Origin of the sequence: Mycobacterium sp. AZCC_0083, assembly GCF_014202335.1 — a bacterium.
Taxonomy (GTDB): Bacteria; Actinomycetota; Actinomycetes; order Mycobacteriales; family Mycobacteriaceae; genus Mycobacterium.
The window spans coordinates 321,273-347,318 of sequence record NZ_JACHGP010000004.1 but is presented as its reverse complement, the minus strand read 5'-3'; the positions used below and the strand labels follow the sequence as shown (position 1 = coordinate 347,318).

General features: G+C 65.6%; 33 protein-coding genes and 1 tRNA gene. 26 read left to right on the top strand and 8 right to left on the bottom strand.

Annotated elements, in window-relative coordinates; all coding sequences use genetic code 11:
- Window positions 1–30: 30 nt before the first annotated feature.
- The 6 genes from HNP02_RS12020 to HNP02_RS11995 are packed head-to-tail and all read left to right on the top strand — an operon-like array spanning window position 31 to window position 5,461.
- Window positions 31–1,344 carry an NAD(P)/FAD-dependent oxidoreductase gene (locus HNP02_RS12020; protein ID WP_184438495.1) on the top strand — a complete coding sequence of 438 codons (1,314 nt, stop codon included), beginning with the start codon at window positions 31–33 and terminating at the stop codon, window positions 1,342–1,344.
- The gene (locus HNP02_RS12015; protein ID WP_184438493.1) at window positions 1,341–2,099 is read left to right on the top strand and encodes a DUF1365 domain-containing protein; all 759 of its coding nucleotides are present in this window, start codon (window positions 1,341–1,343) and stop codon (window positions 2,097–2,099) included. The genes HNP02_RS12020 and HNP02_RS12015 overlap by 4 nt, the downstream gene beginning before the upstream one ends.
- Window positions 2,096–3,370 (top strand): class I SAM-dependent methyltransferase, encoded by a 1,275-nt coding sequence (locus HNP02_RS12010; protein ID WP_184438491.1) that lies wholly within the window; start codon window positions 2,096–2,098, stop codon window positions 3,368–3,370. The genes HNP02_RS12015 and HNP02_RS12010 overlap by 4 nt, the downstream gene beginning before the upstream one ends.
- A complete protein-coding gene (locus HNP02_RS12005; protein WP_184438489.1) occupies window positions 3,367–4,146 on the top strand; it encodes a DUF1295 domain-containing protein in 780 nt (259 codons plus the stop codon). Before HNP02_RS12010 ends, HNP02_RS12005 begins: the two co-directional genes overlap by 4 nt.
- 2 nt (window positions 4,147–4,148) lie before the next feature.
- Complete coding sequence (locus HNP02_RS12000; RefSeq protein WP_184438487.1) at window positions 4,149–4,730, top strand: sigma-70 family RNA polymerase sigma factor; 582 nt, start codon at window positions 4,149–4,151, stop codon at window positions 4,728–4,730.
- Window positions 4,727–5,461, top strand: a complete 735-nt coding sequence (locus HNP02_RS11995) for an anti-sigma factor domain-containing protein (RefSeq protein WP_184438485.1) — start codon at window positions 4,727–4,729, stop codon at window positions 5,459–5,461. The genes HNP02_RS12000 and HNP02_RS11995 overlap by 4 nt, the downstream gene beginning before the upstream one ends.
- Here the strand turns inward: HNP02_RS11995 and HNP02_RS11990 are convergent.
- Complete coding sequence (locus HNP02_RS11990; RefSeq protein ID WP_184438483.1) at window positions 5,458–6,567, bottom strand: glutamate--cysteine ligase; 1,110 nt, start codon at window positions 6,565–6,567, stop codon at window positions 5,458–5,460. The genes HNP02_RS11995 and HNP02_RS11990 overlap by 4 nt on opposite strands.
- Before the next feature lie 164 nt (window positions 6,568–6,731).
- Between HNP02_RS11990 and HNP02_RS11985 the strand changes: the two genes are divergently transcribed.
- Window positions 6,732–7,553 carry an LLM class F420-dependent oxidoreductase gene (locus HNP02_RS11985; protein ID WP_184438481.1) on the top strand — a complete coding sequence of 274 codons (822 nt, stop codon included), beginning with the start codon at window positions 6,732–6,734 and terminating at the stop codon, window positions 7,551–7,553.
- Here HNP02_RS11985 and HNP02_RS11980 read toward each other — a convergent pair whose 3' ends face one another.
- Window positions 7,554–7,730, bottom strand: coding sequence for a CsbD family protein (locus HNP02_RS11980; RefSeq protein ID WP_184438479.1), 177 nt, complete (start codon window positions 7,728–7,730; stop codon window positions 7,554–7,556).
- Between the two features lie 75 nt (window positions 7,731–7,805).
- On the opposite strand from HNP02_RS11980, the gene HNP02_RS11975 reads away from it, so the two are divergent.
- A tRNA-Arg gene (locus HNP02_RS11975) sits at window positions 7,806–7,878 on the top strand.
- A gap of 46 nt (window positions 7,879–7,924) precedes the next feature.
- Here the strand turns inward: HNP02_RS11975 and xerC are convergent.
- Both xerC and HNP02_RS11965 read right to left on the bottom strand, forming a co-directional pair.
- Window positions 7,925–9,091, bottom strand: a complete 1,167-nt coding sequence (gene xerC / locus HNP02_RS11970; protein WP_184438477.1) for a tyrosine recombinase XerC — start codon at window positions 9,089–9,091, stop codon at window positions 7,925–7,927.
- Complete coding sequence (locus tag HNP02_RS11965; protein WP_184438475.1) at window positions 9,081–9,572, bottom strand: hypothetical protein; 492 nt, start codon at window positions 9,570–9,572, stop codon at window positions 9,081–9,083. Before HNP02_RS11965 ends, xerC begins: the two co-directional genes overlap by 11 nt.
- A gap of 177 nt (window positions 9,573–9,749) precedes the next feature.
- On the opposite strand from HNP02_RS11965, the gene HNP02_RS11960 reads away from it, so the two are divergent.
- The 14 genes from HNP02_RS11960 (at window position 9,750) to HNP02_RS11895 (ending at window position 17,662) form a co-directional block, all read left to right on the top strand.
- Entirely contained in the window at window positions 9,750–9,983 is a 234-nt protein-coding gene (locus tag HNP02_RS11960; protein ID WP_309241521.1) for a helix-turn-helix domain-containing protein, read from the top strand.
- The gene (locus tag HNP02_RS11955) at window positions 9,983–10,480 is read left to right on the top strand and encodes a hypothetical protein (protein ID WP_184438470.1); all 498 of its coding nucleotides are present in this window, start codon (window positions 9,983–9,985) and stop codon (window positions 10,478–10,480) included. The genes HNP02_RS11960 and HNP02_RS11955 overlap by 1 nt, the downstream gene beginning before the upstream one ends.
- On the top strand, window positions 10,477–10,812 hold the full coding sequence (locus tag HNP02_RS11950) for a hypothetical protein (RefSeq protein ID WP_221317472.1): 336 nt from the start codon (window positions 10,477–10,479) through the stop codon (window positions 10,810–10,812). The genes HNP02_RS11955 and HNP02_RS11950 overlap by 4 nt, the downstream gene beginning before the upstream one ends.
- A gap of 153 nt (window positions 10,813–10,965) precedes the next feature.
- Complete coding sequence (locus HNP02_RS11945) at window positions 10,966–11,289, top strand: DUF2742 domain-containing protein (protein ID WP_184438466.1); 324 nt, start codon at window positions 10,966–10,968, stop codon at window positions 11,287–11,289.
- Window positions 11,286–12,740: a DUF3631 domain-containing protein gene (locus HNP02_RS43680; protein ID WP_184438463.1), complete on the top strand. Its 1,455-nt coding sequence runs from the start codon at window positions 11,286–11,288 to the stop codon at window positions 12,738–12,740. Before HNP02_RS11945 ends, HNP02_RS43680 begins: the two co-directional genes overlap by 4 nt.
- Entirely contained in the window at window positions 12,737–13,021 is a 285-nt protein-coding gene (locus HNP02_RS11935; protein ID WP_184438461.1) for a hypothetical protein, read from the top strand. Before HNP02_RS43680 ends, HNP02_RS11935 begins: the two co-directional genes overlap by 4 nt.
- On the top strand, window positions 13,018–13,290 hold the full coding sequence (locus HNP02_RS11930) for a hypothetical protein (RefSeq protein WP_184438459.1): 273 nt from the start codon (window positions 13,018–13,020) through the stop codon (window positions 13,288–13,290). The genes HNP02_RS11935 and HNP02_RS11930 overlap by 4 nt, the downstream gene beginning before the upstream one ends.
- Window positions 13,287–13,619 carry a hypothetical protein gene (locus tag HNP02_RS11925; RefSeq protein ID WP_184438457.1) on the top strand — a complete coding sequence of 111 codons (333 nt, stop codon included), beginning with the start codon at window positions 13,287–13,289 and terminating at the stop codon, window positions 13,617–13,619. Before HNP02_RS11930 ends, HNP02_RS11925 begins: the two co-directional genes overlap by 4 nt.
- Window positions 13,616–14,074, top strand: coding sequence for a hypothetical protein (locus HNP02_RS11920; RefSeq protein ID WP_184438455.1), 459 nt, complete (start codon window positions 13,616–13,618; stop codon window positions 14,072–14,074). The genes HNP02_RS11925 and HNP02_RS11920 overlap by 4 nt, the downstream gene beginning before the upstream one ends.
- Before the next feature lie 264 nt (window positions 14,075–14,338).
- Window positions 14,339–15,181 carry a phage major capsid protein gene (locus HNP02_RS11915; RefSeq protein ID WP_184438453.1) on the top strand — a complete coding sequence of 281 codons (843 nt, stop codon included), beginning with the start codon at window positions 14,339–14,341 and terminating at the stop codon, window positions 15,179–15,181.
- Entirely contained in the window at window positions 15,178–15,390 is a 213-nt protein-coding gene (locus HNP02_RS11910) for a hypothetical protein (protein WP_221317471.1), read from the top strand. The genes HNP02_RS11915 and HNP02_RS11910 overlap by 4 nt, the downstream gene beginning before the upstream one ends.
- Window positions 15,391–15,904: 514 nt before the next feature.
- On the top strand, window positions 15,905–16,993 hold the full coding sequence (locus tag HNP02_RS43675; RefSeq protein WP_309241520.1) for a hypothetical protein: 1,089 nt from the start codon (window positions 15,905–15,907) through the stop codon (window positions 16,991–16,993).
- A 14-nt stretch (window positions 16,994–17,007) separates the two neighbouring features.
- Window positions 17,008–17,445, top strand: a complete 438-nt coding sequence (locus HNP02_RS11900; RefSeq protein WP_184438449.1) for a hypothetical protein — start codon at window positions 17,008–17,010, stop codon at window positions 17,443–17,445.
- A 1-nt stretch (window position 17,446) separates the two neighbouring features.
- Window positions 17,447–17,662 carry a hypothetical protein gene (locus tag HNP02_RS11895; RefSeq protein WP_184438447.1) on the top strand — a complete coding sequence of 72 codons (216 nt, stop codon included), beginning with the start codon at window positions 17,447–17,449 and terminating at the stop codon, window positions 17,660–17,662.
- Here HNP02_RS11895 and HNP02_RS11890 read toward each other — a convergent pair.
- On the bottom strand, window positions 17,649–17,936 hold the full coding sequence (locus HNP02_RS11890; RefSeq protein ID WP_184438445.1) for a hypothetical protein: 288 nt from the start codon (window positions 17,934–17,936) through the stop codon (window positions 17,649–17,651). The genes HNP02_RS11895 and HNP02_RS11890 overlap by 14 nt on opposite strands.
- A gap of 409 nt (window positions 17,937–18,345) precedes the next feature.
- Between HNP02_RS11890 and HNP02_RS11885 the strand changes: the two genes are divergently transcribed.
- The 3 genes from HNP02_RS11885 (at window position 18,346) to HNP02_RS11875 (ending at window position 21,428) form a co-directional block, all read left to right on the top strand.
- Window positions 18,346–19,455 carry a Fic/DOC family N-terminal domain-containing protein gene (locus tag HNP02_RS11885; protein WP_309241519.1) on the top strand — a complete coding sequence of 370 codons (1,110 nt, stop codon included), beginning with the start codon at window positions 18,346–18,348 and terminating at the stop codon, window positions 19,453–19,455.
- A 357-nt stretch (window positions 19,456–19,812) separates the two neighbouring features.
- Window positions 19,813–20,997, top strand: coding sequence for a WXG100 family type VII secretion target (locus HNP02_RS11880; RefSeq protein ID WP_184438443.1), 1,185 nt, complete (start codon window positions 19,813–19,815; stop codon window positions 20,995–20,997).
- Between the two features lie 23 nt (window positions 20,998–21,020).
- Window positions 21,021–21,428, top strand: coding sequence for a hypothetical protein (locus tag HNP02_RS11875; protein ID WP_184438442.1), 408 nt, complete (start codon window positions 21,021–21,023; stop codon window positions 21,426–21,428).
- 168 nt (window positions 21,429–21,596) lie between these two features.
- On the opposite strand, the gene HNP02_RS11870 is transcribed toward HNP02_RS11875, so the two are convergent.
- Window positions 21,597–22,244, bottom strand: a complete 648-nt coding sequence (locus HNP02_RS11870) for a TetR/AcrR family transcriptional regulator (protein ID WP_184438440.1) — start codon at window positions 22,242–22,244, stop codon at window positions 21,597–21,599.
- A 158-nt stretch (window positions 22,245–22,402) separates the two neighbouring features.
- Between HNP02_RS11870 and HNP02_RS11865 the strand changes: the two genes are divergently transcribed.
- The gene (locus HNP02_RS11865) at window positions 22,403–24,571 is read left to right on the top strand and encodes a cytosine permease (protein ID WP_184438437.1); all 2,169 of its coding nucleotides are present in this window, start codon (window positions 22,403–22,405) and stop codon (window positions 24,569–24,571) included.
- Window positions 24,572–24,575: 4 nt separating this feature from the next.
- On the opposite strand, the gene HNP02_RS11860 is transcribed toward HNP02_RS11865, so the two are convergent.
- The gene (locus HNP02_RS11860) at window positions 24,576–25,259 is read right to left on the bottom strand and encodes a DUF6766 family protein (protein WP_184438435.1); all 684 of its coding nucleotides are present in this window, start codon (window positions 25,257–25,259) and stop codon (window positions 24,576–24,578) included.
- Window positions 25,260–25,333: 74 nt separating this feature from the next.
- Complete coding sequence (locus HNP02_RS11855) at window positions 25,334–25,993, bottom strand: TetR/AcrR family transcriptional regulator (protein ID WP_184438433.1); 660 nt, start codon at window positions 25,991–25,993, stop codon at window positions 25,334–25,336.
- Window positions 25,994–26,046 lie beyond the last annotated feature (53 nt).

Sequence of the window (26,046 nt, the reverse complement as noted above, 5' to 3'; positions counted from 1 at the left end):
CCAAGAATCGAACGGCTCCGAATAGAGGGCGTGGAACGCGAAGACACTTTCAGGCGCTCGATCGCCGTCATCGGGAGCGGCGTAGCCGGACTCACCGCCGCATACGTGTTGTCCGGCCGCCAGCGGGTGACGCTGTTCGAGGCCGACACCCGGCTGGGCGGTCATGCCCACACCCACTACGTCGACGACGGGCACGGCAACCTCGTCGGCATCGACTCGGCGTTCCTGGTGCACAACGACAGGACCTACCCGACGTTGTGCAGGCTGTTCGCCGATCTCGGCATCGCAACGCGCGAGACCGACATGTCGATGTCGGTGCGCGACGACGACTCCGGCCTCGAGTACGCGGGCGCCCGCGGCATCGGTGGGCTGTTTCCGTCGTGGTCGTCGGTGGCCCGGCCGCGCTATCTCCTGATGCTCGCGGAGATCGGGAGATTCCACCGTGCGGCCACCCAACTGCTCGAGGACGAGTCGGCAGGTGACGGCGAACCGCTCGAGGAATTCGTCGAGCGCCATCGGTTCTCCGGGTACTTCGTCGAGCACTTCATGACGCCGCTGGTCGCCGCGGTCTGGTCGTGCGCACCGGGCGAGGCGATGCGCTACCCGGCCCGCTACCTGTTCGTGTTCCTGCAACACCACGGCATGCTGTCAGTGTTCGGCTCGCCGACCTGGCGAACCGTGGTCGATGGCTCGGCGACCTACGTCAATGCCATCGCCGAGCGGGTGCACGAGATCGCCGCGGGCACGCCGGTGCGGTCGGTACGGCGGGTTCCCGACGGCGTGCTGGTCACCGCGGGCAACGGCAAACCGCAGCGGTTCGACGCCGCCGTGATCGCCACGCACCCGGATCAGGCACTGCTGATGCTGGCCGAGCCGACCGCAGCCGAACGCTCCGTGCTGGGCGCAATCCCGTACTCCACCAACCACGCTCAGCTGCACACCGACGTCTCGGTGCTGCCGCACAAGCCACGGGCCCGAGCGTCGTGGAACTACCTGGTCCCGACGGGCGCCGACGAGGCAGCCAACGTGCTGGTGACCTACGACGTCAGCCGCCTGATGCGGCTGACGGGACCTCGGCGGTTCATGGTCACGCTCGGCGGCCGGGACGTGGTGGACCCCGCGTCCGTCATCACCGAGATGATCTACCAGCACCCGAGTTACACCCCGGAATCCGTTGCTGCACAACGTCTACTGCCGACACTCGACGACGACCGAATAGTGTTCGCCGGCGCCTATCACGGCTGGGGCTTCCACGAGGACGGTGCGGCATCCGGAGTACGGGCGGCAGGCCGGCTCGGTGCCGAATGGCCGGCCACCCGACGCCTGCAGGCGGTGGTGGCATGAGGCGACCTGCCCTCTACCGCACCCGGATCACCCACCTGCGCAGGGCGCCGGTACACCACTACTTCGAGCAACGCGGATACAGCTGGTACGTCGACCTAGACCACCTGCCGCGCCTGCCCCGGTGGCTGCAGCCGTTCGCGAAATTCGAAGCGCGCGATCACTTGTCGACTCCACCTGCGGCAGGTGTCGCCGATACGCTGCGCAACCGCGTCGATGCGTTCCTCGCCGGGCACGGCATCGACCTGCGGGGCGGCACCATCACCTCGTTGTTGCAGGCACGGGTGCTTGGTTACGTGTTCAACCCGATCAGCATCTACTGGTGCCACGACACGCAGGGCGTGATGCAGCACGTAGTGGCCGAGGTGCACAACACCTACGGCGGCAGGCACGCGTATCTGCTGCCGCCCACCGGAGATGCCCCGGCCGCGGTGAAGAAGAAGTTGTACGTCTCCCCGTTCAACGACGTCGACGGCTACTACCTGGTGCGCGCACCCCTGCCGGACGCAGAAGTCGACGTGACGATTTCGCTTCACAGGGAGAACAAGCCAGCGTTCGTCGCCACGCTGCACGGTGACCGCCGCAAGGCGGGCATCGCCGAGATCCTTCGACTCCAGATGATGGCACCCCTGGCGCCGCTGATGGGCGCACTGTGGATCCGCATCCAGGGCATCACCCTGTGGCTGCGACGCGTCCCCGTCGTCCCTCGAGTTCCTCGAACACCCGTGGCCGCGAACGAAAGGGTCGACCAATCGTGACCATCAACACCACCGGAAATTCGCGTTCGACAACGGATTCCGATCGCTGGCCGACGGTGACGCGGGTCCCGCGCGGGCCGATCAGCGCGGCTGCCGGAGAGCTTGCCCACGCGTTCCTGCGCCGCGCCACAGCCCGCCTCCCGATCCGGCTGCAGTATCCCGACGGATCGGTGATCGGCGCGGCGGATCCGACACTACCCACCATGGTGATGTACCGACCCGACGCGCTGGCCCGCAGGGTCGGCCGCTACGGGCTGATCGGCTTCGGGGAGTCCTACATGGCCGGCGAGTGGCACTCCAATGACCTGGCCGGCTTGCTCACTGCCTTCGCCACGTCGGTGGCCGACCTCATTCCTTCTGCGCTGCAACACCTTCGCCCGCTGGCGGTGGTCCGCCACCCGCGTTCGATGCACAACAGTCCCGCCCAGGCGCGGACCAACGTCGCCGAACACTACGACCTGTCCAACGACTTGTTCGCGCAGTTCCTCGACGAGACCATGACCTACTCCAGCGCCCTGTTCGACACCTCGCAGCCCACCTGGGCCGACCTGGCCGACGGGCAGCGCCGCAAGGTGGACCGGCTGCTCGACTCGGCGCGCGTCGGCCCTGACAGTCGGGTGCTCGAGATCGGCACCGGCTGGGGCGAACTCTGCATCCGGGCCGCGAGCCGCGGGGCCGAGGTGCACTCGATCACCCTGTCCGCCGAGCAGCAGCGGCTGGCCCAGCGCCGGGTGGCCGAGGCCGGGCTGTCCGACCGGGTCCGGATCGACCTCAAGGACTACCGGGAGGTCGACGGCCGGTACGACGCGGTGGTGTCGGTGGAGATGATCGAGGCGGTCGGATACCCGTTCTGGCCCACCTACTTCCAAGCCCTCGACCGGCTGGTCTCCCCCGGCGGTCGCGTCGCGATCCAGGCCATCACCATGCCCCACGACAGGATGCTGGCCTCCCGCAACACCTACACGTGGATACAGAAGTACATCTTCCCCGGTGGCCTGATCCCATCCGTCGAGGCGCTGGTCGGGGTCACCGAGCGCCAGACCAGGCTGCGCACCGTCGGGATGTTGTCCCTGCGTCCGCACTACGCCGAGACACTACGGTTGTGGCGCGAGCGTTTCACCGATCATCGGGAGGCGGTGTCGGCGTTGGGCTTCGACGAGACGTTCCACCGCATGTGGGAGCTCTACCTGGCTTACTCCGAGGCTGGGTTCCGCTCCGGTTACCTCGACGTCTACCAGTGGACGTTCGCACCGACCGGGGCCGGCGCGTGAGATTCCTCGTCGTTTCCGGTGCGGCACTGGCGATCCTGATCCTGACCTACGGGATCGCGTTCGTCGCCGGCCGCCGGATCGGGCGCTACAACGTCGTCGACGTCACCTGGGGTGTGGGCTTCGTGGCGGTGGCGGCGCTCGCCGCCGTGCTCGGTGACGGAGACCCGTTCCGCCGCTGGCTTTTGCTCGGTCTCGTCGCGGTGTGGGGGCTGCGGCTGGCATGGCACATGGTGAACAAGTCGGCGGGCAAGGGCGAGGACCCGCGCTACCGACGGCTGCTGCGCGACGACTTCTCCGCCGTCAACGTGCTGCGCAAGATCTTCCTGCTGCAGGCCATCCTCGCGTGGTTCATCTCGCTGCCATTGCAACTCTCCGCGGTGCTCGGCCCGACGGCGGTGGCGCTGCGGCCGGTGCTGATCGCCGGTGTGGTGGTGTGGCTGGTCGGCGTGGTGTTCGAGGCCGTCGGCGACAGGCAGCTGCGCGCGTTCAAGGCCGACCCGGCCAATAAGGGCCTCGTCATGGATCGCGGCCTGTGGGCGTGCACACGTCATCCCAATTACTTCGGCGACGCCGCGGTGTGGTGGGGGCTCTGGCTGGTGACCATCACCGGGTTGCTGTCGCTGTCGACGGTGTTGTCGCCGGTCGCGATGAGCTACTTCCTGGTCTACGCGACCGGCGCCCGGCTGACCGAGCGGATCATGGCCCACCGCCCTGGGTTTCGTGAATACTGCTCGCACACTTCGTTTTTCGTACCGTTGCCGCCGAGATCGCGATAGCTGTGACTTTGCTTCTCCTGCCCAGTAGGCTACCCGGCGTGACTGCCGACCTCGACGCACTGCTGCGCCGGGTGGCACAACGGGACGTCGAAGCGTTCGCCGCCTTCTACGACGACACCCGCGCCAGGGTGTTCGGTCTTGTCACCCGCGTGCTCCGCGATCCCGGCTACAGCGAGGAAACCACGCAAGAGGTCTACCTGCAGGTGTGGCACAACGCCGCGGGCTACAACCCGTCGGCGGGATCGCCGCTGGCCTGGCTGATGACGCTGGCGCACCGCCGCGCGGTCGACCGGGTGCGCTCGGAGCAGGCGGGCACCCAACGCGAGTCGCGATACGGCGCCGCGAACGTCGAAATCGCCGCCGATCGCGTCGCCGAGGCCGTGATCTCCCGCGACGAACGACGTCAGGTCACCGAGTGCCTAAGTTCCCTGACCGATGCGCAACGCGAGTGCATCCAGTTGGCGTACTACGAGGGCCTGACCTATGTCCAAGTGTCGGAGCGTTTGTCGGCGAATCTTGCGACCATAAAGTCACGGATGCGCGATGCCATCCGCGGACTGCGCAAGTGTTTGGGGGCGGCGTGACCGAACCAACCAACCCCGACCTCATGGCATTGGCGACGCCGTACGCGCTCTACGCCGTGTCACCGGCCGAGCTCGACGACATCGACCGCCAACTGGCCGCCGCACCCACCGACGTCGCCCGCGCCTTCGCCGACGAGGTGCGCGCCGTCCGCGAGACCATGACGGTGGTATCCGCGGCCACCGCGATCGAACCGCCCGAGTACGTCCGCGACCGCCTGCTCGCCGCGATCGAACAACCACCCCTGCGTGCGGTGCCTTCGGAGACCCCGTCGCGGGACTCCCGGCCGGTGCGCTGGCGGACCGTCGTGCTGGCGGCGGCAGCCGCGGTGGTCATCGGCGTCGGTGCGCTGGGAATCGGATTGTCGATGCGACCCGCGGCCACGACCTCGACGACGGAGCAGATCTTCGCCGCCCCCGACGTCCGGACCGTGTCGGGCGCCATCCCGACCGGCGGCACCGCGACGGTGGTGTTCTCCCGCGAACGCAACGCCGCCGTGCTGGTGATGAACAACGTGGCCCCGCCCCAACCCGGAACCGTGTATCAGATGTGGCTGGTCGGAAACGACGGTGCGCGCTCGGCGGGCACCATGGACGCGAAGGCGGTTGCGCCGTCGACCACCGCGGTGCTGCCCGATCTCGGCGGCTCGAAGGCGCTGGCCTTCACCGTGGAGCCCGGCGGCGGGTCCACGCAACCGACCACTCCGGTGTTCGCCGAACTGTCGCTGGTCTAGCCGGGCGACACCCCGGCGAGTGTCGCCGCCGCTGCCTCCTCGATGACGTCGCCGACCTCGTGGCGCCGTTTCCAGGCCCGTCGTTGACGCACGGCGCCGTTGCCTTCGGCGGTGATGCGCGCCAGCTCCTCGCGGACCATGTCGGCGTCGCCAAGCGCCTCGAGGGCCGGCTCGACGCGGTCGACCAAGTTGGCGAGGAGTCGCGCGGCGGGCAGGGGGGCATGGGTGTCCGCCAGGTCGATGGACAGGCCTTCCAGCCCGTCCCGCGCCGCCTTCCAATACGCGGCCTTCAGCGCGTGCGACGTCAGCGGCAAAACCGGAGCACCTCTTTGCTCGTCGTCGAGCGCCGTCATCACCGCCGCCCTCACCAGCGTTGCGAAAAGGACCGTCTCGGCGACCGTGGCCGGGACGTCGGCCACGCGCACCTCGATGGTCGGGAAGTTGGCCGAAGGGCGCACGTCCCAATAGACCATGCCGTCATCCAACATGGCGCCGGCGCCCTGCATAATCCGGATCAGCGCGTCGTATTCGTCGACCGAATCGAAGTGGGGCGGCGGGCCCGCGCTCGGCCACAGCGTCCACAGCACCTTGCGCCAGCTCGCGTAGCCGGTGTCGGTGCTGCGGTAGATCGCCGAGTTGGCCGTCAGCGCGAGCAATGACGGCAGCCACGGCCGCAACCTGTTGCTCACGCGCACCGCCAACTCCCGCGTGGGCACCGCGACGTGCACGTGGCAGCCGCATATGCCCTGCTCATGGGCGATCATCCCGAACTTCTCGGCGATCTCGCGATAGCGCGGCGTGTCGGTGATCGGAAAGCTGTGCGGGACCGTCGGGGGTACCCCCACGGCCAGGAGTCGCGCGCCCGCCGCTTCGGCTGCCTCCGACGCGACGCATCGCAGTCGGCTCATCTGGGCTCGCAGCTCCTCACTAGAGGCCAACACGTCCGACGTCGTCTCGACCTGACAGCTGGTCAGTTCCAGCTGCAGGTCGACGCCCTTGGCCTTGGCGCGTTCGGCGACCGCACGGTTCAGCGGGACGGGTTCGCCGCTGCCGGGGTCGACGAGCAGGAACTCTTCCTCGACGCCGAATGTGGGATGAGTGGCCATGGGCTGAAGAGTTGATCCGGCCCGTCGGATGTGTTCACGACGGGCCGGGTCGGGGATGAAGACTCCTTTGCTGGCCGCTGCGCGCTGAGCGGCCCGGAGGTGTCTGTTCCCGCGTTGGAGCGGGCCCAAACATTTCAATTAGTGAGCCGTCCTAAGCTCGGGTGATGGTCAAGGAATTTCGCTTCGGGTTGGGTCTGCAAGCCGCACGCCGTCGAGAGTCCGTGCAGGACTGGGGACGCCGCGCGGAGGACATGGGTTTCGACGTCGTGCACCTGCCCGACCACCTGTACACGACCGCACCCTTCCCGATGTTGACGGCGATCGCGATGGCCACCGACAAGGTCCGGCTCGGCACGTTCGTGCTCAACGCGTGCTTCTACAAACCAGCGCTGCTGGCCCGCGAGGTCACCACGCTGCGGGATCTGAGCGCCGGACGTCTCGAGCTCGGACTCGGCGCCGGCTACAACAAGGAGGAATTCGACCAAGCCGAACTCCCCTTCCCCAGCGGCGGAGAGCGGGTCGACTACCTGCGCCACGTCACCGAACACCTGGCAGAGCACGCCTCCGACGTGCCCATCCTCATCGCGGGCAACGGCAACAAGCTGCTCACCACCGCCGCACAACGGGCCAACATCATCGGGCTGACGGGCGGCGGCCCCATCACCGAGGACTCCGACCCACTCGCCGACCGGATCGCGTTCGTGCGTGACGCCGCACCCGATCGCTTCGACGATCTGGAACTCAACATCTCGATCATCGGGATGCCCGCGGACGATTCGGGAGTGCCCGACCTGTCGCTGGCGCGCAGGTTCCTTCCCGAACTGTCCGACGAGGACGTGCTGAAGACACCGACCGTGCTGACGGGGTCGACCAGCGACATCGCCGACACCTTGCGTCGCTATCGGGATGTCTACGGGATCACGTACTTCATCGTGCAGCAGCACCACGCCGAGGCGTTCGCGAAGGTGATCGCCGAACTGCGCTGACTAGCGGCCGCGGACGGCGTCCTTGAGGCGCTCGCCGGTCTGCCGCACGCGGGCCTTCACCTGGTCGGTCTTGCCTTCGTTGCGCAGCCGGTCGTTGCCGGTCGCGTCACCGATCTTCTCCTTGGCCTGCCCGGTCAGGCGGTCGACGGTGTTGCGGGCCTTCTTCGCAGTGCTCATGGGGTGTGGGTTCCCCCGCGTGGCAGCCGGAAACACGGAGTTCGAGCTGTGTTCGGTAAGCTGCGAGCCGTCCCCGCCCCCGTAGCTCAGGGGATAGAGCACGGCTCTCCTAAAGCCGGTGTCGCATGTTCGAATCATGCCGGGGGCACGCTCAGAGGTGGTATCTAGCCACCCTAATCAGCGCAATCCACCGTTTATTCACCGTTTATGGTCCGGTCCAGAAGGTCGGCGACGGCCGTATGGACGCGACCGCGGGCCATGTACTTGTCCTGCGTCATCGAGATCCGCGTGTGCCCGAGGTGATCGGCACCGATCCTGGCCGACAGCCCTTCGTCGTCGATCAGCGTGGCCACCGACTTGCGGAAGCTGTGCGTCGTCACCCCTGGCACCCCGAGGTCGTTGCGGACTTCGATCCACCGGGCACGAAAGTTGTCAGGGTCGCGCCAGGTGCCCGTCGTCGAAGGGAACACCATCGACTGCTCGCCGATGTAGGGCAGGGTGCGACGAGCCGAGAGGACCGTCACGGCGAAGCCGGGTAGCGGGATCGTGCGCTTGGCGGCGGCAGTCTTGGTCTCGTCGTCGATGCGCATCAATCCCCGCTTGCCGGCCGCCCGGATGACCTTCCCGGTGACCTTCAACGTGAGGGCATCCTCGTCGAAGTCCGACCAGCGCAGCCCGAGCAGCTCCGAGATCCGTAACCCGGTCGCGATGAACAGCGTGATGGGGTCGACGAGATCGTGGCGCTGGCACGCCTCCGACTCCCGCAGCTTCGCGAGCAGCCCGCGCAGCTCGTCGGCCGTCAGTGCCGTGGCGCCCTTCGGCTGCGTCTTCGACCGATGCGGCGAGACGTCGCGCACGGGATTCGATGCGAGCACGTTGGCCATCACCGCCAGTCGCATGCCGCCCATCAGGAGCGTCTTGGACTGGACCGCCAGCACGTCGCCGTGCGCGTTACGCATCGAGCGAATCGCGGCGTCCAAGCGGGATGGCGTGGCCTCCCCAACGCGGACACCGCCCATGATCTTTTCGAGCAGCTTCGCACAGTAGCGGTAGGTGTCGATGGTCCGCACGGCGCGGCCGTCTTCCTCGAGGCGATCGATGTGCTGCTCGACCAACGTCATGATCTTCGTGTCGAGTGAGGTTTCCGTGGTCCCGGCCGCGCGGCGCTGCATCAACGCCTCGAGCAAGGCATCCTCAGCGAGCTTCCCGTACTGATCTTCAGCCGGGCCACGCCGCTCAACCTTCCGCGTCACGCCGTCCGCATCACGGAATCGGGTGCGCGCCAACCACACCCCGCCACCAAGCGATAGGCGGGTGATGCTGCCGTGCTGCCCAATCCGTAGGGGAGGCCTACCCGCCATCGTCGATCTCCTCCAGGCCAAGCTGGGCACGCAACGAGTGAACTTCGAAGTTGAGGTGCTCGAGAAGCAACTCGGTCACTCTGCGGTTCTCCTTGGTGGGATTGGGCGGTATGACCACCTGGGAAATCTTCTTGTAGACGTCGAGAAGCTCACGCCACAGACGTAATTCACGAATGTTCTTCCGGTAGTCCGCGCGCATCTGGGCAGACTCCGCGCCGCCTGCACCCTTTGACTCGCCTGGGCGCGAGACACGATCGGTCCAGCCATGTTCTTGAATACCTGAAAACCACTGTGCCGCATCAATTTGCCTCGGCCAATCGACACCGGGAAGCACCTCAATCTGCTGGTTGTACGGGCCCGGATACAGCAACGCGATCGGCGCTGTGTTCAACGCGGCCGCCAGCACCGCCAACTCTGCGGTCGTGACATACCTTCGCCGGCCGTTCTCGAGGTCGGTGATCGTCTGGCGGGTCATCTTCATGCCGAGCTCGGCGGTGCGATCAGCGAGCCACTGGCCAGTCCTCTTGCCTCGAAGGTCCTTGACCGCTGTGCCGATTCGCGTGGCTTGCTCAGCCTCCCATGTGTCCATGAAACACATCATGGCACGTCTTGTGTTTCAAGACCACTAGTGGTAGAAGTGAACACAGAACACGAAGGAATGTGTTCGACACACACAGCACGAACGGGAAGGGAATCGATGACAATCGACGTCTGGCTGACACGCCCCCAGTTGGCTGATCGCTTGCAGATCAGCGTCAAGACGCTGGCTCAATGGGCCAGCCAACACAGAGGGCCGCGATACGCACGACCCGGAGGCGGCCACGTCCGCTACAGACTCAGCGACGTCGAAGCCTGGGAGGCAACACAATTCGGCGACGGTGACGCCGCCTGATGAACACCACTCAAACGACAACGGCCCCCGTGAACCTCGACGCGCCAACGTCGAGCGGGGACCGCTGCAACCCAACCACCAGCAATGACGAGAAGGGAATCAGCATCATGCCACAGACCACCGACGAAACCGGTCTTGTTCAGTGCGCCAACTGCGGGCGATACGGCTGGCACACATCCGACCGGTGCCCGTACCTCAACATCACGCCGCCGGCGGGCGCCGACACGGTCGACATTTGGGAAGGTGAGCCGGCCTCTCGGGTCATCTTCGGTGTCGACCGCACCGTCACCGATCACGCGGTCCGCGTGTACGCCAGCGTCGTCCAGTTGGCCGACGGGACCATCGACGACGGTGCGGTCGACACCGACGGCCCCCACGTCTGGGTAGCGGACGGTGAGCGTTCAGGACTCGGGGCGCTCAACAGCGACCAGGCACGTGAGCTCGCCGCTGTGCTGCTCGAGGCTGCAGCCGAGGTAGACGGATGGACGGCACGATGACGACCGCCGAGCAGTACCGCGCGCTCTGCGATGCCGCCGATGCACCGTTCGTACACATCGCCACGCCGGCAGGCGCCACGACGACATCTCACTGGTCACGCTCACCTGAAGACAACGGAATGCACGTCCGAGATCTTGAGTGGTGGGAAAAGTGGTGCGAAGACCACACCGTCGCCATCACTGGAGGTCAGTACTCCGATGGCAGCGTCGATCGCCACATCGCCGTCTTCGACGACGACAACGGCAAAATCACCGTCAACTCCGCGGCGAATGCACGTGAGCTCGCCGCAGCCCTGCTCGAGGCTGCAGAGTTAATGGACGGTGCGCCTTGAGGACTCGCCACTTCTCGACACCTCAACGCCCGGCTGACTATTTCAAGTGGGGCCACAAAAAGGGCCGCGCCGATGCCGTCCGCCGACTGTGGACGTACCTCGACGACCACGGTCGCCAGCTCGCCGCGTCGATCGCACTGGAAGGCGGTGACGATGACGACGGACCAGACATGGGCACTCGGCTCCCAATCCGTTGACTGGTGGGCCGTCGCCGAGTTCGTCGAACCGATGTTGTCGGCCGTGGGCTCATGGCCCACGGCCGGCACCGTCGCCTGGATCCAGCTCGATGACGGAGACCCGCGCAAGCTGGCCGCTCTCTTCGACGCCGCGCGGCACCACTCCCTCCGCGTCGATGGCGCACAGGAGGCACTCGCGGCAGCGTCGAAGGACGTCTCGGCGGCCGCCGACTGGGCAGCCGTCAGCCGCGGCATGTTCCACCGGGACAACGGCATCTATATACCAAGGGAAGTGGCGTGACAGAACCAGCACCCAACGACACAGTGCTCGACGAGATCGAGCGCTTCGTAGGCCGATTCCTGGTCCTGCCGTCCGAGCACTGCCTGACCGTCATCGTGCTGTGGATTGCCCACACCTGGGCCACGCCCGCCTTCTACGTCTCGCCGCGGTTGATCATCGACAGCGCCGAACCCGGCAGTGGAAAGACGCGCGTGCTCGAGCTCCTGGCGCTGCTGTGCCATTCGGCCAAGCTGACGCTATCCACAACCACCGCGGCGCTCTATCGGCGCATCGCGGCCGCCAAGGATCGCCCGCCGACCGTGCTACAGGACGAAGCCGACGCCGTATTCGGCAAGACGAACAACCCACAGACCGAAGATCTCCGGGCACTCTTCAACGCTGGGTACAAGCGCGGCGCGACGGTCGATCGCTGCGAAACAGAAGGAAAGAGCATCCGTGTCCGCGAATTCCCGGTCTACGCCCCTGTCACTCTGGCTGGCCTCGCGGGCAAGATGCCGGCCACCATCACCGACCGGGCCGCTGCAGTCATTCACATGCGCCGGCGCGCACCTGACGAGACGGTCGCCGAGTTCCGAGAACGTGATGCAGCGCTGCACGCCACACCGATCCGCGACCGCCTCGAGGCATGGGCCGAAGACAACCTGGCGGCGTTGGAGCAGTGCCGCCCCGCCATGCCTGAAGGTGTGCGCGACCGCCCCGCCGAGGTCTGGGAGGCATTGCTGGCGGTGGCCGACGTCGCCGGCGGCAAGTGGCCGGACAAGGCGCGCAGAGCATGCGTGCACTTCGTGTTGCAGTCCGACCCCGACGCACTGTCGTTCGGTGTCCGGCTGCTGCGCGACGTCCGCAAAGTGTTCGCCGACCGCGACCGCATGTTCTCCTCGGATCTCGTCGCTGCGCTCATCGGAGACGAGGAATCGGAGTGGTCAAACCTGTGGGGCAAGCCGCTAGACCAACAACGACTAGCAAAGGAACTGAAGCGCTATGGCATCAAGTCGGATCGCGTCCGAATCGGGGAAGGGCAGGCGCGTGGCTACGCGGTTGACGGACCTGGCGGACTGGCTCAGGCGTGGCATCGCTATTTACCTGACGCCATGGATACGCGTCACAGCCGTCCCAGCCGTCCCGATGCAGGTCAAGACGTTTCGGAGGCGTCCCACACCCGTCACGAGGCGTCACAGACCCGTCCCACCCGTCCCGAAGGCGTCACAGAAGAAACACCACCCGACCAGCAGCTATTCGGAAGTGAGACGCCTGTGACGCCTGTGACGCCTGCCGGTGACGACGACAACGTGACCCAGATTCCCACCTTCAACCCTCACCGACGCAAGCGCACCCGCGGCCACTTCCGACCCCCAACAGGCCCCGGCCGTTGCCCTGACTGCGGGTGGCATGTCGAATCACAAGGACACGCCGATAACTGCACGCCAGCAAACCAGGAGACGGCAGGATGAACCGCCACACAGAGGGCATCAATAGCGCCCCGCTGACACACCTACCCGACGACACGATCCGCACCCACGGACCGGTCAAGCTCATGCTCGGGCCGGCCCCAGGCCGCACTATCAGCGTCGGGCTACTCATCGACGCACAACCGCCACTCGGCACCGTCGAGATCTACCTGACCGGACACCAGCTGCAGGACCTCGCCGACCAGCTCAACTCTTTGCTGAATCTGAGCATCGAGGAGATCCAAGCGTTGATCGACCGACTGAACACAGGAGAAGCCGCATGACCGACTTCAGAAACCCGACCGCGGCCGCACCCGTGGACGCGCTGCTACTCGCACAGGCCCGGTGGCGCGACGACCGCGAGGCCGCCGACATCGTGGCGCGATACTCCGATCCCTGGGCAGTCAACCGGGAGCTCGTCGACTGGTTGCGCGTCGCCGTACAGAAGGCACTCGAGTGCGGTGCCGGCCCGGAGTTTGGCGACCACGACGAACTCGACGTCATCGCACGCTGGATCAGCGGCGTCCCCGCACAGCAAGGGGCGACGCCATGACCGACACCATCGGCGCCCAGTACCCGCAACCCGATCCTCGTGGCTGGCTCGTCTTCCACGGCCTTCCCGACGATCTGCAACGAGCCGAGGACAGCACACAGCACGCTGACTACTTGCGTCAGCTCGGCGGCATTGGCATCGGCCGGCAGTGGGACGGCGACGTACGCGTGTGGTACTTCGAACGTCCAGTCACCGATGCCGAACGAACCCTGTTGACCCACTTGGGCTACACGCTGCCCGACGTGCTCAAGACCCGCGTCGATTACGCATCCGAGACGCTGCGCCGCCGCACCTGGCCGCAGCTCGAAACCCAGGAGGTAACACCATGACTCAACCAGCCGAAGCACCAACCACGGTCGACAACATCGCGGACCAGACCAGTCAGGACGTCGACGCGACCGACACCCAACAGGCCACCGATGCCGAACCCACACCCAACAGTGAGGCCGCTCGCTACCGCGTCCAGCTCCGCGAGGCGCAGACCGAACGCGACGCATTGGCCGAGCGGCTCACGGGATACCAGCGCCGCGAGTGCGAGTCAGTCGTGGCTGACCTGCTCGATGTGCCAGGCGACCTGTGGGAGGTGGCGCGCGCCGACGTCGCCGCGTTCTACGCCGAGGACGGCACCGTCAACGAGGCCGAGCTGCGCGCGGCTGCCGGTGCGCTCATCGAGCAGCGCCCACGCCTCGCAGCGCCAGGGCGCCCGAGGCCGGAGTGGGGACAGCACGGCGGAACACCACCGGGTGAGCACAAGGCCGGCTGGGGCGACGTCATCGGCCGCTGAACCCTTGCGGGGGTAGGCCTGCACTCCTCCCGTACGGGTAAGGGCGGACGCCGTGCTGTTCTGCAGCTCGGCAAGCGCCTGAGTCTGGGATCTCGAGGGTCAACTTTCGTCGCGGCGTTATGATGGGATGCGAGTCGGACAGGCGGCAGGACCGGGCCGACTCGAAACGTAGGGCCAGGCGCCCGCCACGTTGCTCCAGGTGAGAACGCGGACACACATCCGTAATCCGTTGCGCGACAAGCGCACTCACCTATTGGAGCAATCATGGCAACAACCACCTCATCGGCAGCCGCCATCCTGACACCAGAACAGGTCGCCGAACTCATCATCAAGCCCCTGCTTGCTGAGTCGATCGCCGGCCAGATCCTGACCGGTGTCCAAATCAGCACGCACAGTTACCGCATCCCGATCGTCACCACCGACCCGTCCGCCTCATGGGTGGCCGAAGGCGCGGAGATCACCGCCTCCGATCCGACGATCGACGAGCTGGACATCACCCCGTCCAAGCTCGCCGCGCTGACCGTGATCAGCCAGGAGCTCGCCGACGACAGCAGCCCCGCCGCCCAAGACGTCATCGGCGCGGGAATCCTGCGTGATCTGACCCGCAAGACCGATCAGGCGCTGTTCACCGCGACCACGACCAACGGTCCCGGCGGACTGCCCGGCGTCAGCGGTATCTCCACCGTCAGCGCCGGCGCGGCCTACGCCAACGTCGACGCCTTCTCCGATGCCATCTTCACTGCCGCGAACTTCAATGGTGTCGTGTCAGCATTCGTCACGAACCCGGCGACCGCGATGCTGCTGGCCAAGCTGAAGACCGGCAGCGACCGCAACACTCCACTGCTGCAGGCAGATCCGACGCAGCCCGGTAAGCGCCAGATCCTCGGCGTGCCACTGCTCACCTCGCCGTACGTCACCACGACCCTGAGCCCGGTGTGGGCTATCCCGAAAGCGCAGACGTTCTTCGTCGTGCGTGAGGACGCCGAAGTGGAGAGCGACCGATCCGTGTTCTTCACCAGCCATCGAGTCGCGGTGCGCGCCATCGTCCGCGCCGGCTTCGGCTTCCCCAACCCGCCGGCCATCGTCAAGATCGCGACGACAGCATGACCATGACGACGAAGACCGCAAGCAAGGCAGCGGCCGCGCCACAGACAGAAGACGATCACAAGCTGTGCGACGTCGACGTCACTGTCGGACGCTTGGTGTATTGGGACGGCGAGCAGCGCGGCGGCCTGGTGCACGGCGTGCCCAAGCACATCGCACTGCAGTGGCTCCAGGATGGCCACGCAGCCGTCGTATACGAGCCGACCGCCTGAGCCACACCATGATCCCGACGATGCCGCAGCGAGGAAGGCGCAGACCTCGACTCGACGTCACACCATGCGACGTAGACGTCACGCCCGGCATCGTCGTGTTCTGGGGCGACGACCAACGCAGCGGGAGACTGCACGGCGTCCCGATGTACCTGGCGATGCACTGGCTGAAGCACGGCTGGGCCAGCATCGTCGACGAACCGGTCGGTGCCGGTGCCGCGTCAAACACGGCTGACATACCGATGCAAGCCGCCGCCACGACCGCTCCTTCTTACAGCGAGAGCGACGAGCTGCGCGACACCAGCACCGATCACACCGACGATGGACCACCCTGGCCTGGACCCCCTCCCGGCGGGCCAGTCGGGACGCCGTGTCGTTCTGATAAAAATGGTCTGTACGGGTCCCCACAAATTATGTCCACGAATGCCGTTGTGGCACAACAGGACCCATATCCGGCACCTGTGGAAAATGAGACACCTGCTGACGGCGGCCGTACGGGTTGCGTACGGGTTCGGCGTTGCCCGAACTGCTCGGCGCCGGTGGCTGGCCGGCGGAAGTGGTGCTCAGAGGCGTGCCGGCTGCAGGCTTACCGCGAGCGGCACGCGGCCGAGTGATGCATGTTGCGTTCGTGTGCACCTACAACAGGGCGCGCTCGGTGATGGCGGCGACGATGTTCGAGCAAGGGCTTCGTGAACGGGGACTGCACAAAGTGATCCGAGTGACCAGTGCCGGGACGAGCAGATGTGCTGGCGAGCCGGCGGACACTCGGGCTCGTCGTGTGCTGCTCGATCACGGCTACCCCGATCCGGTGACGCACCGGGCCACCCAATTCGATGACGAGCACCTGGCCGCCGATCTGGTGGTGGTGATGACGGGCCAGCACTCCTGGGACCTTCAGAAGAGGGGCGTCGATCCGGCTCGAGTTCGATTGTTGCGTTCGTTTGACCCGCGCTCGACAGGCCATGTCGACGTCGGGAACCCATGTTTTGGGGCCGATTTCGACCGCGCGTTCGGTTCGATTGAAGCAGCCATGTCCGGGCTGCTTGACTGGTTCGGCCGGCCTCCGCGCGCGCCTCAATCGGCGGTAACTTACGGTTGGCGGTTCTGGATCGCGCGTCCGGGTGAAGACGTGTTGCGTTCGCCCTACTACGGGCTGGGCGAGGTGCCACCGTGGCCGACGCGCCGGATGCGCGCAACCTGCCGCCGCCATCCCGATCACGTTGCGCCGGTGCGCGGTTGCCACTGCGGCGTGTACGCCAACCACACCGCGCGGGTGGCGTGTGCCCAGGCTGATCTGTTTCCGCGGATCGTGCAGAAGTGGGGTCCGTTCGCGGAGCCGGGCTTTCGCGCTGCGGACTGGATTCGACTCGTCGGGCGTTGCTCGCTGGAAGGCGCCGAAGTGAGACAGCTGCCAAATGAGCAGCGGACGGACTTCGTGGGGACGCGACTGGTCCGCCAAGTCACGCCCGACGAGATCTGCGCGACGTCGGCCAAAATCCTCGAGCTCTACATTGTGTGGCCGGACTCGGCGCGGCCTGGTGCGCGCGATCTCGCCGAGAAGGTACGCGACCGCTATCAGGTGCCCGTGCATTGTCGGGGCGACTGAGGATGATCGACACTGTGGCTACAGAATTCTGGCGGTGGTGGAAGGTGACAGCCGATGGCGTATTGGCGTCACCGATCGGCGCCTTCCGTTGGGAGACAGCGGACTACCGCGCAGCGTGCCCGCACGATTCAAAGCCGAAGAACTGTTGGTGTGGGGTGTACGCATTCACCAGTGCAGATGATTGCCGCCGGCACATCAGCGCTACCAAGATGTTCGCTCCCACGCTGCTGGATTCGAGTCGGTTCGCCGGCGTGATACTGGGCCGCGTCGTGCTGTCGGATGATGCTTTCCTGGCCAAGGCCGGCCCGCCGCAGTCGGCGTCAGTTGAATGGATCGCTTCAGCGTGTCGGATCACCCACCTGTACGCCGACGGCGACCTGTCCGATCAGCTCGCGGTCCGCTACGGCGTGCCAGTACAACCCCGGGCAAGCACAGGCAGTAGCGTCGCGTGACATGAGCGACTCCGTGAACGATGCGATCGCCGCGGCCAAGGATGCCCAGCGCGCAGTCAGCCAAATCGCGAGCGAGATCGCGCCTGGCGCCACGAACGTCAATGTCAAGACGGTTAACCGTTCCCCTGACGGGGGAATGGAGATCCTGGACTTCGAGGCCACGATGCCCGACGGATCAACCGTGTACAGATCGCGCATCGTTGTTAAACCCCGCTGATCGGTAACGGCGGATATCGACCGTAGGTGCCCCGCGCGTCGCCGTCGAGCCACCAGCGGTGTTGGATCTCGGCGCGCGCCAGGAGCTCGGCGCGACGATGGGTGTCCGCTGCCATGGACACCCTGTGCCGGCGGACCGCCCAGCGGCCACCGCGGTACGCGCCGTACACCGCAGCGGCCGCGGCCAGCAGCCCAAGCACCGACGCGGCGACGACGGCCAGGACCACGACGCCGACCATCAGTCCGACCAGTTTCGCGACCATCAGCTTTGCCACCGCCTTCCTATCTCTGCTGGTGACCGTAGCGCCACCTACCGACAGAATCCACCGCTTATTCACCGTTTATAACCGAGAATCGGGCGGATTCGCATGGATCCCGCGGGAACACGTGAGGACGAAAACCACTGTAAGACGGCACATTCGGGGTACACGCGAGAACCGCCGGAATCCCTTGCTTCCAAAAGCCGGTGTCGCATGTTCGAATCATGCCGGGGGCACCACGTTCGTTGCAGGTAAGCGAGGTTTCCGGGCGAATATGCCACCAGATTCCGTGGCCTGATGCCTGCAGCCGAGGCAACCATGTGAGGGTCTCTAGATATGTGAAACAACTTCGCATAAAACATGAAAGTGCAAAGTTTTGGCCGATTTATTTACATATTCGGCATAGGTTTGAGATCGTTCACTCGTGACCGACTGGCGACCCGATCATCCATACAACGAACTGCCTGCACCTCCCGACGCTGACCGGCTGGAGACGCGCAAGGTGCTCAAAGCCGCCATCGGTGCGAACACAGCGCTCGGTCAGCTAGATCAAGCGGTCGTGTCGATCCCCAACCCCACGGTTTTGATCAACACGCTGCCAGTCTTGGAGGCCCAGGCTAGCTCCGCGATCGAGAACATCGTCACCACGACTGATGAGCTCTTTCGCCACCTGGACGATGACGCCGGGGCCGACCCCGCCACCCGCGAGACGTTGCGATATCGCACCGCCCTGCGCGTTGGGTTCGAGATGATCAACGAGCGGGGGCTCACTACTACGACGGCCGGTGCGGTGTGCAGCACGATCAAGGGCCGCGAGATGAAGGTCCGGGCAGTTCCAGGCACCAAGATCGGCAACCCCGTCACCGGCGAAGTGACCTACAGCCCTCCAGAGGGACGCGATGTCGTCACGGAGAAGCTCACCGCGTGGGAACGATTCGTCCACGCCAATGACGGCCTAGACCCGCTCGTACGGATGGCCGCTGCCCACTACCAATTCGAGGCGGTCCACCCCTTCTCGGACGGCAACGGCCGAACCGGCCGAATCCTCAACGTGCTGATGCTGGTAGATGCGGGCCTGCTTCGGCTTCCGGTGCTGTACTTGTCGCGCTACATCATCGATACCAAGAGTGACTACTACCGCCTCCTGCTCGCCGTAACGGCCGAGTCCGCGTGGGAGGAGTGGGTGCTCTACATCCTGACCGGTATCGAACAGACGTCACGCAACACTCTGAAAAAGGTCACTGCCATCCGCGCGCTGCAAGACGACTTCAGCCGACGGGCGCGTGCGGTATCCAAGGGTGGGGCAGATTCTGAGTTCCAATCGGTCCTGTTCGAGCAGCCCTATTGCCGGATCGCCACCGTGATGGACCGCTGCAACGTATCCCGCCCTACCGCGACTAGCTGGCTCAACGCGCTCGCTGACAACGGCATGCTTCAGAGCGTCAAGACCGGACGCGATCGACTGTTCATCAACCGCGAGTTCCTGCAGCTCCTCGTCAGACGCGAACCCGTCGGGCGTGACACCGCCGTGTAAAACTCATATTGAAGAAATATCGGCGTGGGTCGAACCCCATAGCGGGCTATAGGCTTTTCGGTGTGGATATCCTTCAAGTCGGCAATGAGGGTTTGCAGGCGCTTGCGGCACAGTGCGCGACGGTTTCTGCCGAACTGGCGGGTGGTAGCCCAAGTCCCGCTCCTGGACCCTTCGCTCAGGCCACATCAGCTTCGGTGGCGGGCGGTTACGCCGCGCTTACGGCTGCCGCTACATTGCTCGCCACGCGGGTGCAGGCGACAGGGTTGAAGCTCAGTACCGCGGGAATGCGATACACCGCTTCAGATGATGACGCGGCGCGGCGCCTCGCGGCGTTGGGCCAGTCGCTAGAGGGCTGAAGTGGCGGGAGTCGACGGTACGGCAAGACCAAGCCTGTCGCAGATCGTCAACTGGGACGTCAAACACTTGGAACAAGCGGCGTCGGACTGGACGAGCACCGCGACGCGGTGGGAGGGCCACTTCGGGACACTGCACCGTGCAACGATGTCTCCCGGTGGCTCCGTCTGGGACGGTGCGGGCGCCGATGCCGCACAGGAGCGCTCATTTGCAGACCTCGTGAAGGTCAGAGGTATCGCCGACACCCTGCACGACGCCGCGGCCATCGCTCGGCGTGGTGCCGATGAACTTCACTACGCCCAACGCAACGCCATCAACGCGGTCGCCGAAGCCGAAGAAGCGGGATTCATTGTAGGAGAAGATCTTTCAGTCGCAGACCGCCAAAGCGGTGGCGGTCCGGTAGCCGAGGCGCAGCGGGCGTCGCTTGCTGAATATCACGCGATGAACATCGGCACCCGCGCCGTTGAACTGGGCGCCGCAGACAAGAGCGTTGCTGCCACAATCAGCGCCGCAACGGCGCCACTAAGTCAGCTCAATTTCGTCGAAGCTCCTGTCGATGACCAACCGCCGCACAACACCAACGGATCGGTCCAAGCGGTCAACTATCACGGCTTCAAACAGGGTCCGCCGATCCCCGATCCTGGGACACCTGGCGACCCAGTCGGCAAGGGTGGCGGCCCAAACGCAACCGACATCCAGGGCATTCTCGACAAACTGCCCGAGGGAAATAAACCCTGGATACGAGAGGTACGCACTCCTCAGGACCTCGAGAACCTCTGGAAGTGGATGCGGCAGAACGGCATGGAGGTTCCCAATGGATACGGTGACCCTACCAAGGGCTCGGTCGTCACTCTGCCCGACGGCACCCGAGTCGGGCAACGAGTCGCCGCCGGTTCCAATGGTCAGCCCGTACTGGACATCAAACTGCCGGAGGGGAACGGCGACTTGAAAGTTCACATCAATCCACGAGGAGGCATCCCGGAGATCCCGCCGGCCGTACGAGCACCCGTCGTTGAAGCGCCACCACGGGGACCCGTCCCGGTGGAGGCGCCGCCAGTTCGAGGCGGCGGCTTCGGCGGTGGCGTCATTCCAGATGGCACAATGCCCCGCCCTGTGCATCTTCCCGAAGCGGGAGATCCCGACCTGCCAGTCATTGGCGACGGCATTCCCGATCGCCCGGATGGATAATCAACGATGAAGGACGAGACCCTGTGACACAGCCCCCCAACCATGCTCCCCTCGGCAGCTACGGGGGTCCACCGGCTGAGAACGCATTGCGTACTCAGCTGCTACGTGACCTGGTGGGCGAATGTCTGTCGCTGAGCCATCTCGACTCCGTTGCCGCGCATGTCTATTCAGACAACGCGGACACCGTCCGCCAAGCGCGACTGATGGCCACAGTCGGCTCGCTGTTGACCGATGGCCTGATCGTCGTCGGCGACATCGTCGGCGGCAGTGACGAGCGAGTCGAACCGTGGAACGTACCGCTTGAGGAGGCCATGGAGCGACTGCATGACCGCTACGTCGTCCACCACGACGCCTGGGAAGTTTGGGGGTGGACGACATGGTTCGCGCTCACCGAGTCGGGTCAGCAGGCCGCCGAGGCTCTACAGCCATGAGCAGAGAGCTGACCCAATGAAACCTGTCGAGGCCTAGCGCCCTGACGAGTCACTGGTTGACCCGCTACCCGCCCGTGGCGGTGGACCGATCGGCGGATTAGGAGGTGGCATCACCTGGCCGCGCGTCGTGAGATTGCCGGAGGCTGGGGATCCTGACGTGCCACCAGATCAGTCGAGCACGCCCGCCTCGAGGCCGAGTTCGTGTTCCGTTGTGCGTAGCAGCATTTCAGCAACGACGGGGTAGTTCAGGAACACCGTGCCCGCTATCGCCGTGCGCACCGCGCTCTGGGCGAACATGCCGTCGATCATCGCCAGGATGCGCATTGCGGCCGTGGCGGTGTCGTCGCTGGCGAACCGGCCTGCGACAACTCCGCGGTCGAGGATGTCGGTGAGGTCGGCGAGGTCGAGCTCCATCTGGCGCACCACTTCGCGTTGAAGGGCTGGGCGGCGCGGGCATTCCCGCCACGCGTCGAGCCACAACAGCGCGGCCGCGTCGTGGTCGGGTGAGATGGCGTCGTGCAGGAACATCCGTAACTCGGCGAGAGGATCGTCGGCGGCCTCGGCGATCTTGGCGGCCTGCTGCTCGCGGCGCCGTTCCGTTGCCGCGGCGAATCCCGCGGCGACGAGCTCGTCGGCCGAGCGGAAGTAGTGGTTGACCAAACCCGGGTAGACACCCACCGCCTCGGCGACCCGCTTGGCCGTCAGCTGCGCGAGGCCATCCGCCGTCGCGACCTGGCCTGCCGCGTCGGCGATCTCGCCCTTGCGGACCTCTGGAGACTTCCGGCGGGGGCGCGATGAGGTTGCCGTGGAAGCCATGACGCGACGTTAACACTGCGGCCACGTGCGATGCCGCAGCGCAGGGCACTGGCGCGGTCGCCGCGGAAAAGTTCCCTCTTCCACGGACAAACCATCCAAGGAGCGCTATTGTCGTCAACACCAATAGTTATTGGTATCTACACCAACAAAGAGACGCCATGGCCGACAAGGTGGTGCCCAGCGACGAGTTTGGCAGGATCGAGGCGCGCGGGATCGACTTCATTCCTCCCGACGAACGCCATGGCAGGCCCCGTCAACTCTTCGCCGTGTGGGCCGCCGCCAACATCAACTACCTCTACATCGTTCTCGGCGGCTTGCTGACGGTGTTCGGCCTGAACGTCTGGCAGGCCATGGCTGCGGTGGTGGTCGGAAACCTGTACTGGACCGCGATCGGAGCGATGGGCACGAGCGGCCCCGCGGCAGGCGCCCCGAGCAGCGTGATCATGCGCGCGATGTACGGAACCACGGGCAACCGGTTCAACCTCGGGATCTTCCAATGGCCGGTGTTCATCGCCTACGAGGCCATCAACCTGTGCCTGGGTGCGCTGGCCGGATTCGCGGTCGTCGAGGCTTGGGGAGGATCGCTGCCGACGGCAGCGCGGGTCGCCGTCGTCTTCGTGACGGCCGGTGTGACACTGACGATCAGCGTCTACGGCCACGCGACGATCATGCGGATGAGCGGGGTGTTCACCGTGATGCTCGCCGCCGCGATGGCGGTATTGGCGATCTTCGTCGTCGCGCATGCCGACTGGGGCTACCAGCCTGAGGCCGAACTCAGCGGAGCAGCGATGTGGGCGGCGATGGCCGCCGGGACCGCACTCATCGCGGCCGCGCCACTGTCATGGGGCGTCAGTCCCGACTACGCCCGTTACCTCCCTTCCGACACCTCGAACAAGGCGGTCGCCGTGTGGACTGCACTCGGCGGGTTCATTCCCAGCGTGCTACTCGGCGGGGTTGGCGTGTTGGCGGGAACCGTCATCGACATGACCGACGCGCAAACCAATCTCGCCGCGATCGTTCCCGCGTGGTTCTATCCGGTGTTCCTCCTCGTCATCGTCATTGGCTCCGTGGCAAACAACGTGCTGACGATGTACTCCTCCGGGCTGTACCTGCAAGCCGTCGGCATCCCGCTGCGCCGCGCGGTCACCGTGCTCTTCGACGGCGCGCTCGGGATCGCCATCGCCTGCTACGCGTTGTTCGTCTCCGACTTCACGACCGCACTCAGCGGCATCCTGGAACTGAGCATCGTGTTGATCGGCCCAAGCGTCGCCATCTACGTCACCGACCAATGGTTGCGCGGCAACCGCTATGACGGCGTGGCCCTGAACGACGTCAGTTCGCGCGGCATCGCCTGGTACACGCGAGGATTCAACGTCGCTGGACTCTCTGCGCTCCTCTCGGGCGCAGCGGCCGCGGCGCTCTTCGTGCAGAACGACGAGTTCGCCGGGCCACTCGCGAGTGCCCTCGGCGGCGCCGACCTGTCCTGGCTCGCCGGCCCGCTCGTCGCGAGCTGCGTGTACATCGCCGTGACCAAGCTCTGCTATCCCACACGCAAGCCCGACACAGGACTCCCGGTGTCCACCAACTGGTTTCGCACACGATCGGTGAGCACGTCACTCGATCAGATCGACCAACCACACGTCCACGAGTTGCTCCGAGCCAACATCTGGCACCTGCGCGGACGAGACCGCGACCTGATCGTCGACACGGGCCTCGGGGTCGCCTCGCTGCGCCGGCACCTCCCCCACCTGTTCGAACGGAATCCCGTCGTGGTGCTCACCCACGGCCACCTCGACCACATGGGGGGCGCGCACGAATTCCCTTGTTGCTGGGCACATGATGGCGAGCCGTTCCACACACCACCGCCCGGCAGCCTGTACCACCGTCCCCTAGCGGACGAACTGGGCATCGACGCCGAGGACTTCTCGATCACCTCCCCGATACTGATGGACGCCGTGCCGCGCGCCGAGTTCGTCGTGAGCGAGTACCGGCTGCAACCGGCACCCGAGATCCGATGGCTCGCCGACGGAGCGAAAATCGATCTTGGTGACCGCGAATTCACCGTGCTGCACCTGCCCGGCCACACACCTGCGAGCATCGGCCTGTTCGATGAAGCTGGCGGCGCCCTGTTCTCCGGCGACGTCGTCTACGACGACATCCTCATCGACGACTGCGTGGGTTCCGACATTGGGAAGTACAGGGATTCGATGCAGCACCTGATCGACCTCGACGTCACCGTCGTGCACCCAGGGCACGGCGACAGTTTCGACGGGGCTCGCCTGCGCGAGATCGCTTCGGCCTATCTCGAGCGGGTGGTCAGCCACTGACTCGTCACGCGCTGGTGCGTCTGTGCGCCTCGGCGACCGGTTTGGATTCGGCAGAACCCCTCTGCCGAAGAAAGATCGACAAGCCGACTATCGCTGCGACAGCGATGAATTCGCTCTGCCAGTTCTGCATCGACTCGAACCAGAACTGCGACGTGGTCGCGTATCTCCACACCGAAATCGCGGCCTGTCCATGCTGCACCTGGTCGTCGTTGAACGCCTTGGCACCGCCGATGGCGTGCAACGCCCAGGAGACGAAGAACAACACGAAGAACGCGATGGCCAACGAGTGTTCGTACAAGACGAGAACGAGGCCGCCCTTGCGCACTGGCCACGGCGTGTGCTGGTTCGGCTGCACCTCGCTCGGGTCCTGATCCTGCGGAGCAGGCCCGTTCATGGGCTTCGACTCGGACGACCCCTTCTGGTAGAGGAACGCGGTCAACACCACGTACATGCCCATCTGGAGGAACTCGGACTCCCAGTTCTCGAATGTCGCTTCCACGAAGTCACCGGTCGTCAGGTAGGTCAACACCGACACCTGTTCGTGCAAGCCGTGCTCCTGCTGCTCCTGGTTGTAGGTCGCCGCACCAGACAGCACCATGCCGACGAAGAACACCGCAAACAGTCCAAGGCATGCCAGCAGCAAGCCGTTGTCGTGCATGAAGCCAGGAACACGACGGGTGCGTGACATGGGACCCTCCCAACCGAGGGTCTCCAGCGCCAATGCTGGTCAACCCGTGGGGATTCGAGTTCCCCCGTAATCACCTACCGAAACCGCTGCTCCCCCGCGTCATCGAGACCAGGAAGTGGGCGCGTGCAGATCTCGTGCGCTTCGCCGGCGGGAAGTCCGAAGAGGCGCAACAGGTCTTCGGTCACCCGGTCGGCGGCTGCCGCGTCGTCGCGTTCCGGTTCGTCCTGCAATAGCTTGCCGAGCCCGAGGAGTGCACCGGCAGCGACGGCCATCGCCAATTTGGGATCGTCGACCGTGAATCGACCGGCGGCCGCTGCCGCGGTGATGTCCCGCTGGGCGCGCGGACCGAGGCCGCGGTCCGACGACACGAGGTTGAGTCCGCTCGCCAGAATGATCTGACTCTCCTGCGGGCGGCGCCGAAAGAGCCGGCCGGTCAGCCGGAAACTGCGGGCGAACGTCTCGGCGGGATCGTCGCTGGTTCCCGTGAGCTGATCGAGCAGGGCGCCGTGGTTGTCGAGCACGTCGGCGACCGCGGCCTCGAACAGCTCTTCCTTGCTGTCGAAGTGGTTGTAGAACGACCCCATCCCGACGTCGGCGGCCTGCGTGATCTCCAGCACGGGCACGTTCATCCTTCCCGACGCAATGAAGCCTCGCGCGGCCTGAATCAGAGCCGCTTGGGTCCGCTGTTTCCGCCGCTCCAGTCGATTGACGGGCTCGTCGTGCACTTCGCTCACGCAGCCACGATAGCAGCCGCATTCAGTTTTGAGGATTTCATCAGAATAGCTTG

Coding starts and splice junctions, on each gene's coding strand:
- HNP02_RS12015 (WP_184438493.1), top strand. CDS start 1,341: ATGAGGCGACCTGCCCTCTACCGCACCCGGATCACCCACCTGCGCAGG.
- HNP02_RS11990 (WP_184438483.1), bottom strand. CDS start 6,567: ATGGCCACTCATCCCACATTCGGCGTCGAGGAAGAGTTCCTGCTCGTC.
- HNP02_RS11985 (WP_184438481.1), top strand. CDS start 6,732: ATGGTCAAGGAATTTCGCTTCGGGTTGGGTCTGCAAGCCGCACGCCGT.
- HNP02_RS11980 (WP_184438479.1), bottom strand. CDS start 7,730: ATGAGCACTGCGAAGAAGGCCCGCAACACCGTCGACCGCCTGACCGGG.
- xerC (WP_184438477.1), bottom strand. CDS start 9,091: ATGGCGGGTAGGCCTCCCCTACGGATTGGGCAGCACGGCAGCATCACC.
- HNP02_RS11965 (WP_184438475.1), bottom strand. CDS start 9,572: ATGAAGATGACCCGCCAGACGATCACCGACCTCGAGAACGGCCGGCGA.
- HNP02_RS11960 (WP_309241521.1), top strand. CDS start 9,750: ATGTGTTCGACACACACAGCACGAACGGGAAGGGAATCGATGACAATC.
- HNP02_RS11955 (WP_184438470.1), top strand. CDS start 9,983: ATGAACACCACTCAAACGACAACGGCCCCCGTGAACCTCGACGCGCCA.
- HNP02_RS11950 (WP_221317472.1), top strand. CDS start 10,477: ATGACGACCGCCGAGCAGTACCGCGCGCTCTGCGATGCCGCCGATGCA.
- HNP02_RS11945 (WP_184438466.1), top strand. CDS start 10,966: ATGACGACGGACCAGACATGGGCACTCGGCTCCCAATCCGTTGACTGG.
- HNP02_RS11935 (WP_184438461.1), top strand. CDS start 12,737: ATGAACCGCCACACAGAGGGCATCAATAGCGCCCCGCTGACACACCTA.
- HNP02_RS11930 (WP_184438459.1), top strand. CDS start 13,018: ATGACCGACTTCAGAAACCCGACCGCGGCCGCACCCGTGGACGCGCTG.
- HNP02_RS11925 (WP_184438457.1), top strand. CDS start 13,287: ATGACCGACACCATCGGCGCCCAGTACCCGCAACCCGATCCTCGTGGC.
- HNP02_RS11920 (WP_184438455.1), top strand. CDS start 13,616: ATGACTCAACCAGCCGAAGCACCAACCACGGTCGACAACATCGCGGAC.
- HNP02_RS11915 (WP_184438453.1), top strand. CDS start 14,339: ATGGCAACAACCACCTCATCGGCAGCCGCCATCCTGACACCAGAACAG.
- HNP02_RS11910 (WP_221317471.1), top strand. CDS start 15,178: ATGACCATGACGACGAAGACCGCAAGCAAGGCAGCGGCCGCGCCACAG.
- HNP02_RS11895 (WP_184438447.1), top strand. CDS start 17,447: ATGAGCGACTCCGTGAACGATGCGATCGCCGCGGCCAAGGATGCCCAG.
- HNP02_RS11870 (WP_184438440.1), bottom strand. CDS start 22,244: ATGGCTTCCACGGCAACCTCATCGCGCCCCCGCCGGAAGTCTCCAGAG.
- HNP02_RS11865 (WP_184438437.1), top strand. CDS start 22,403: ATGGCCGACAAGGTGGTGCCCAGCGACGAGTTTGGCAGGATCGAGGCG.
- HNP02_RS11860 (WP_184438435.1), bottom strand. CDS start 25,259: ATGTCACGCACCCGTCGTGTTCCTGGCTTCATGCACGACAACGGCTTG.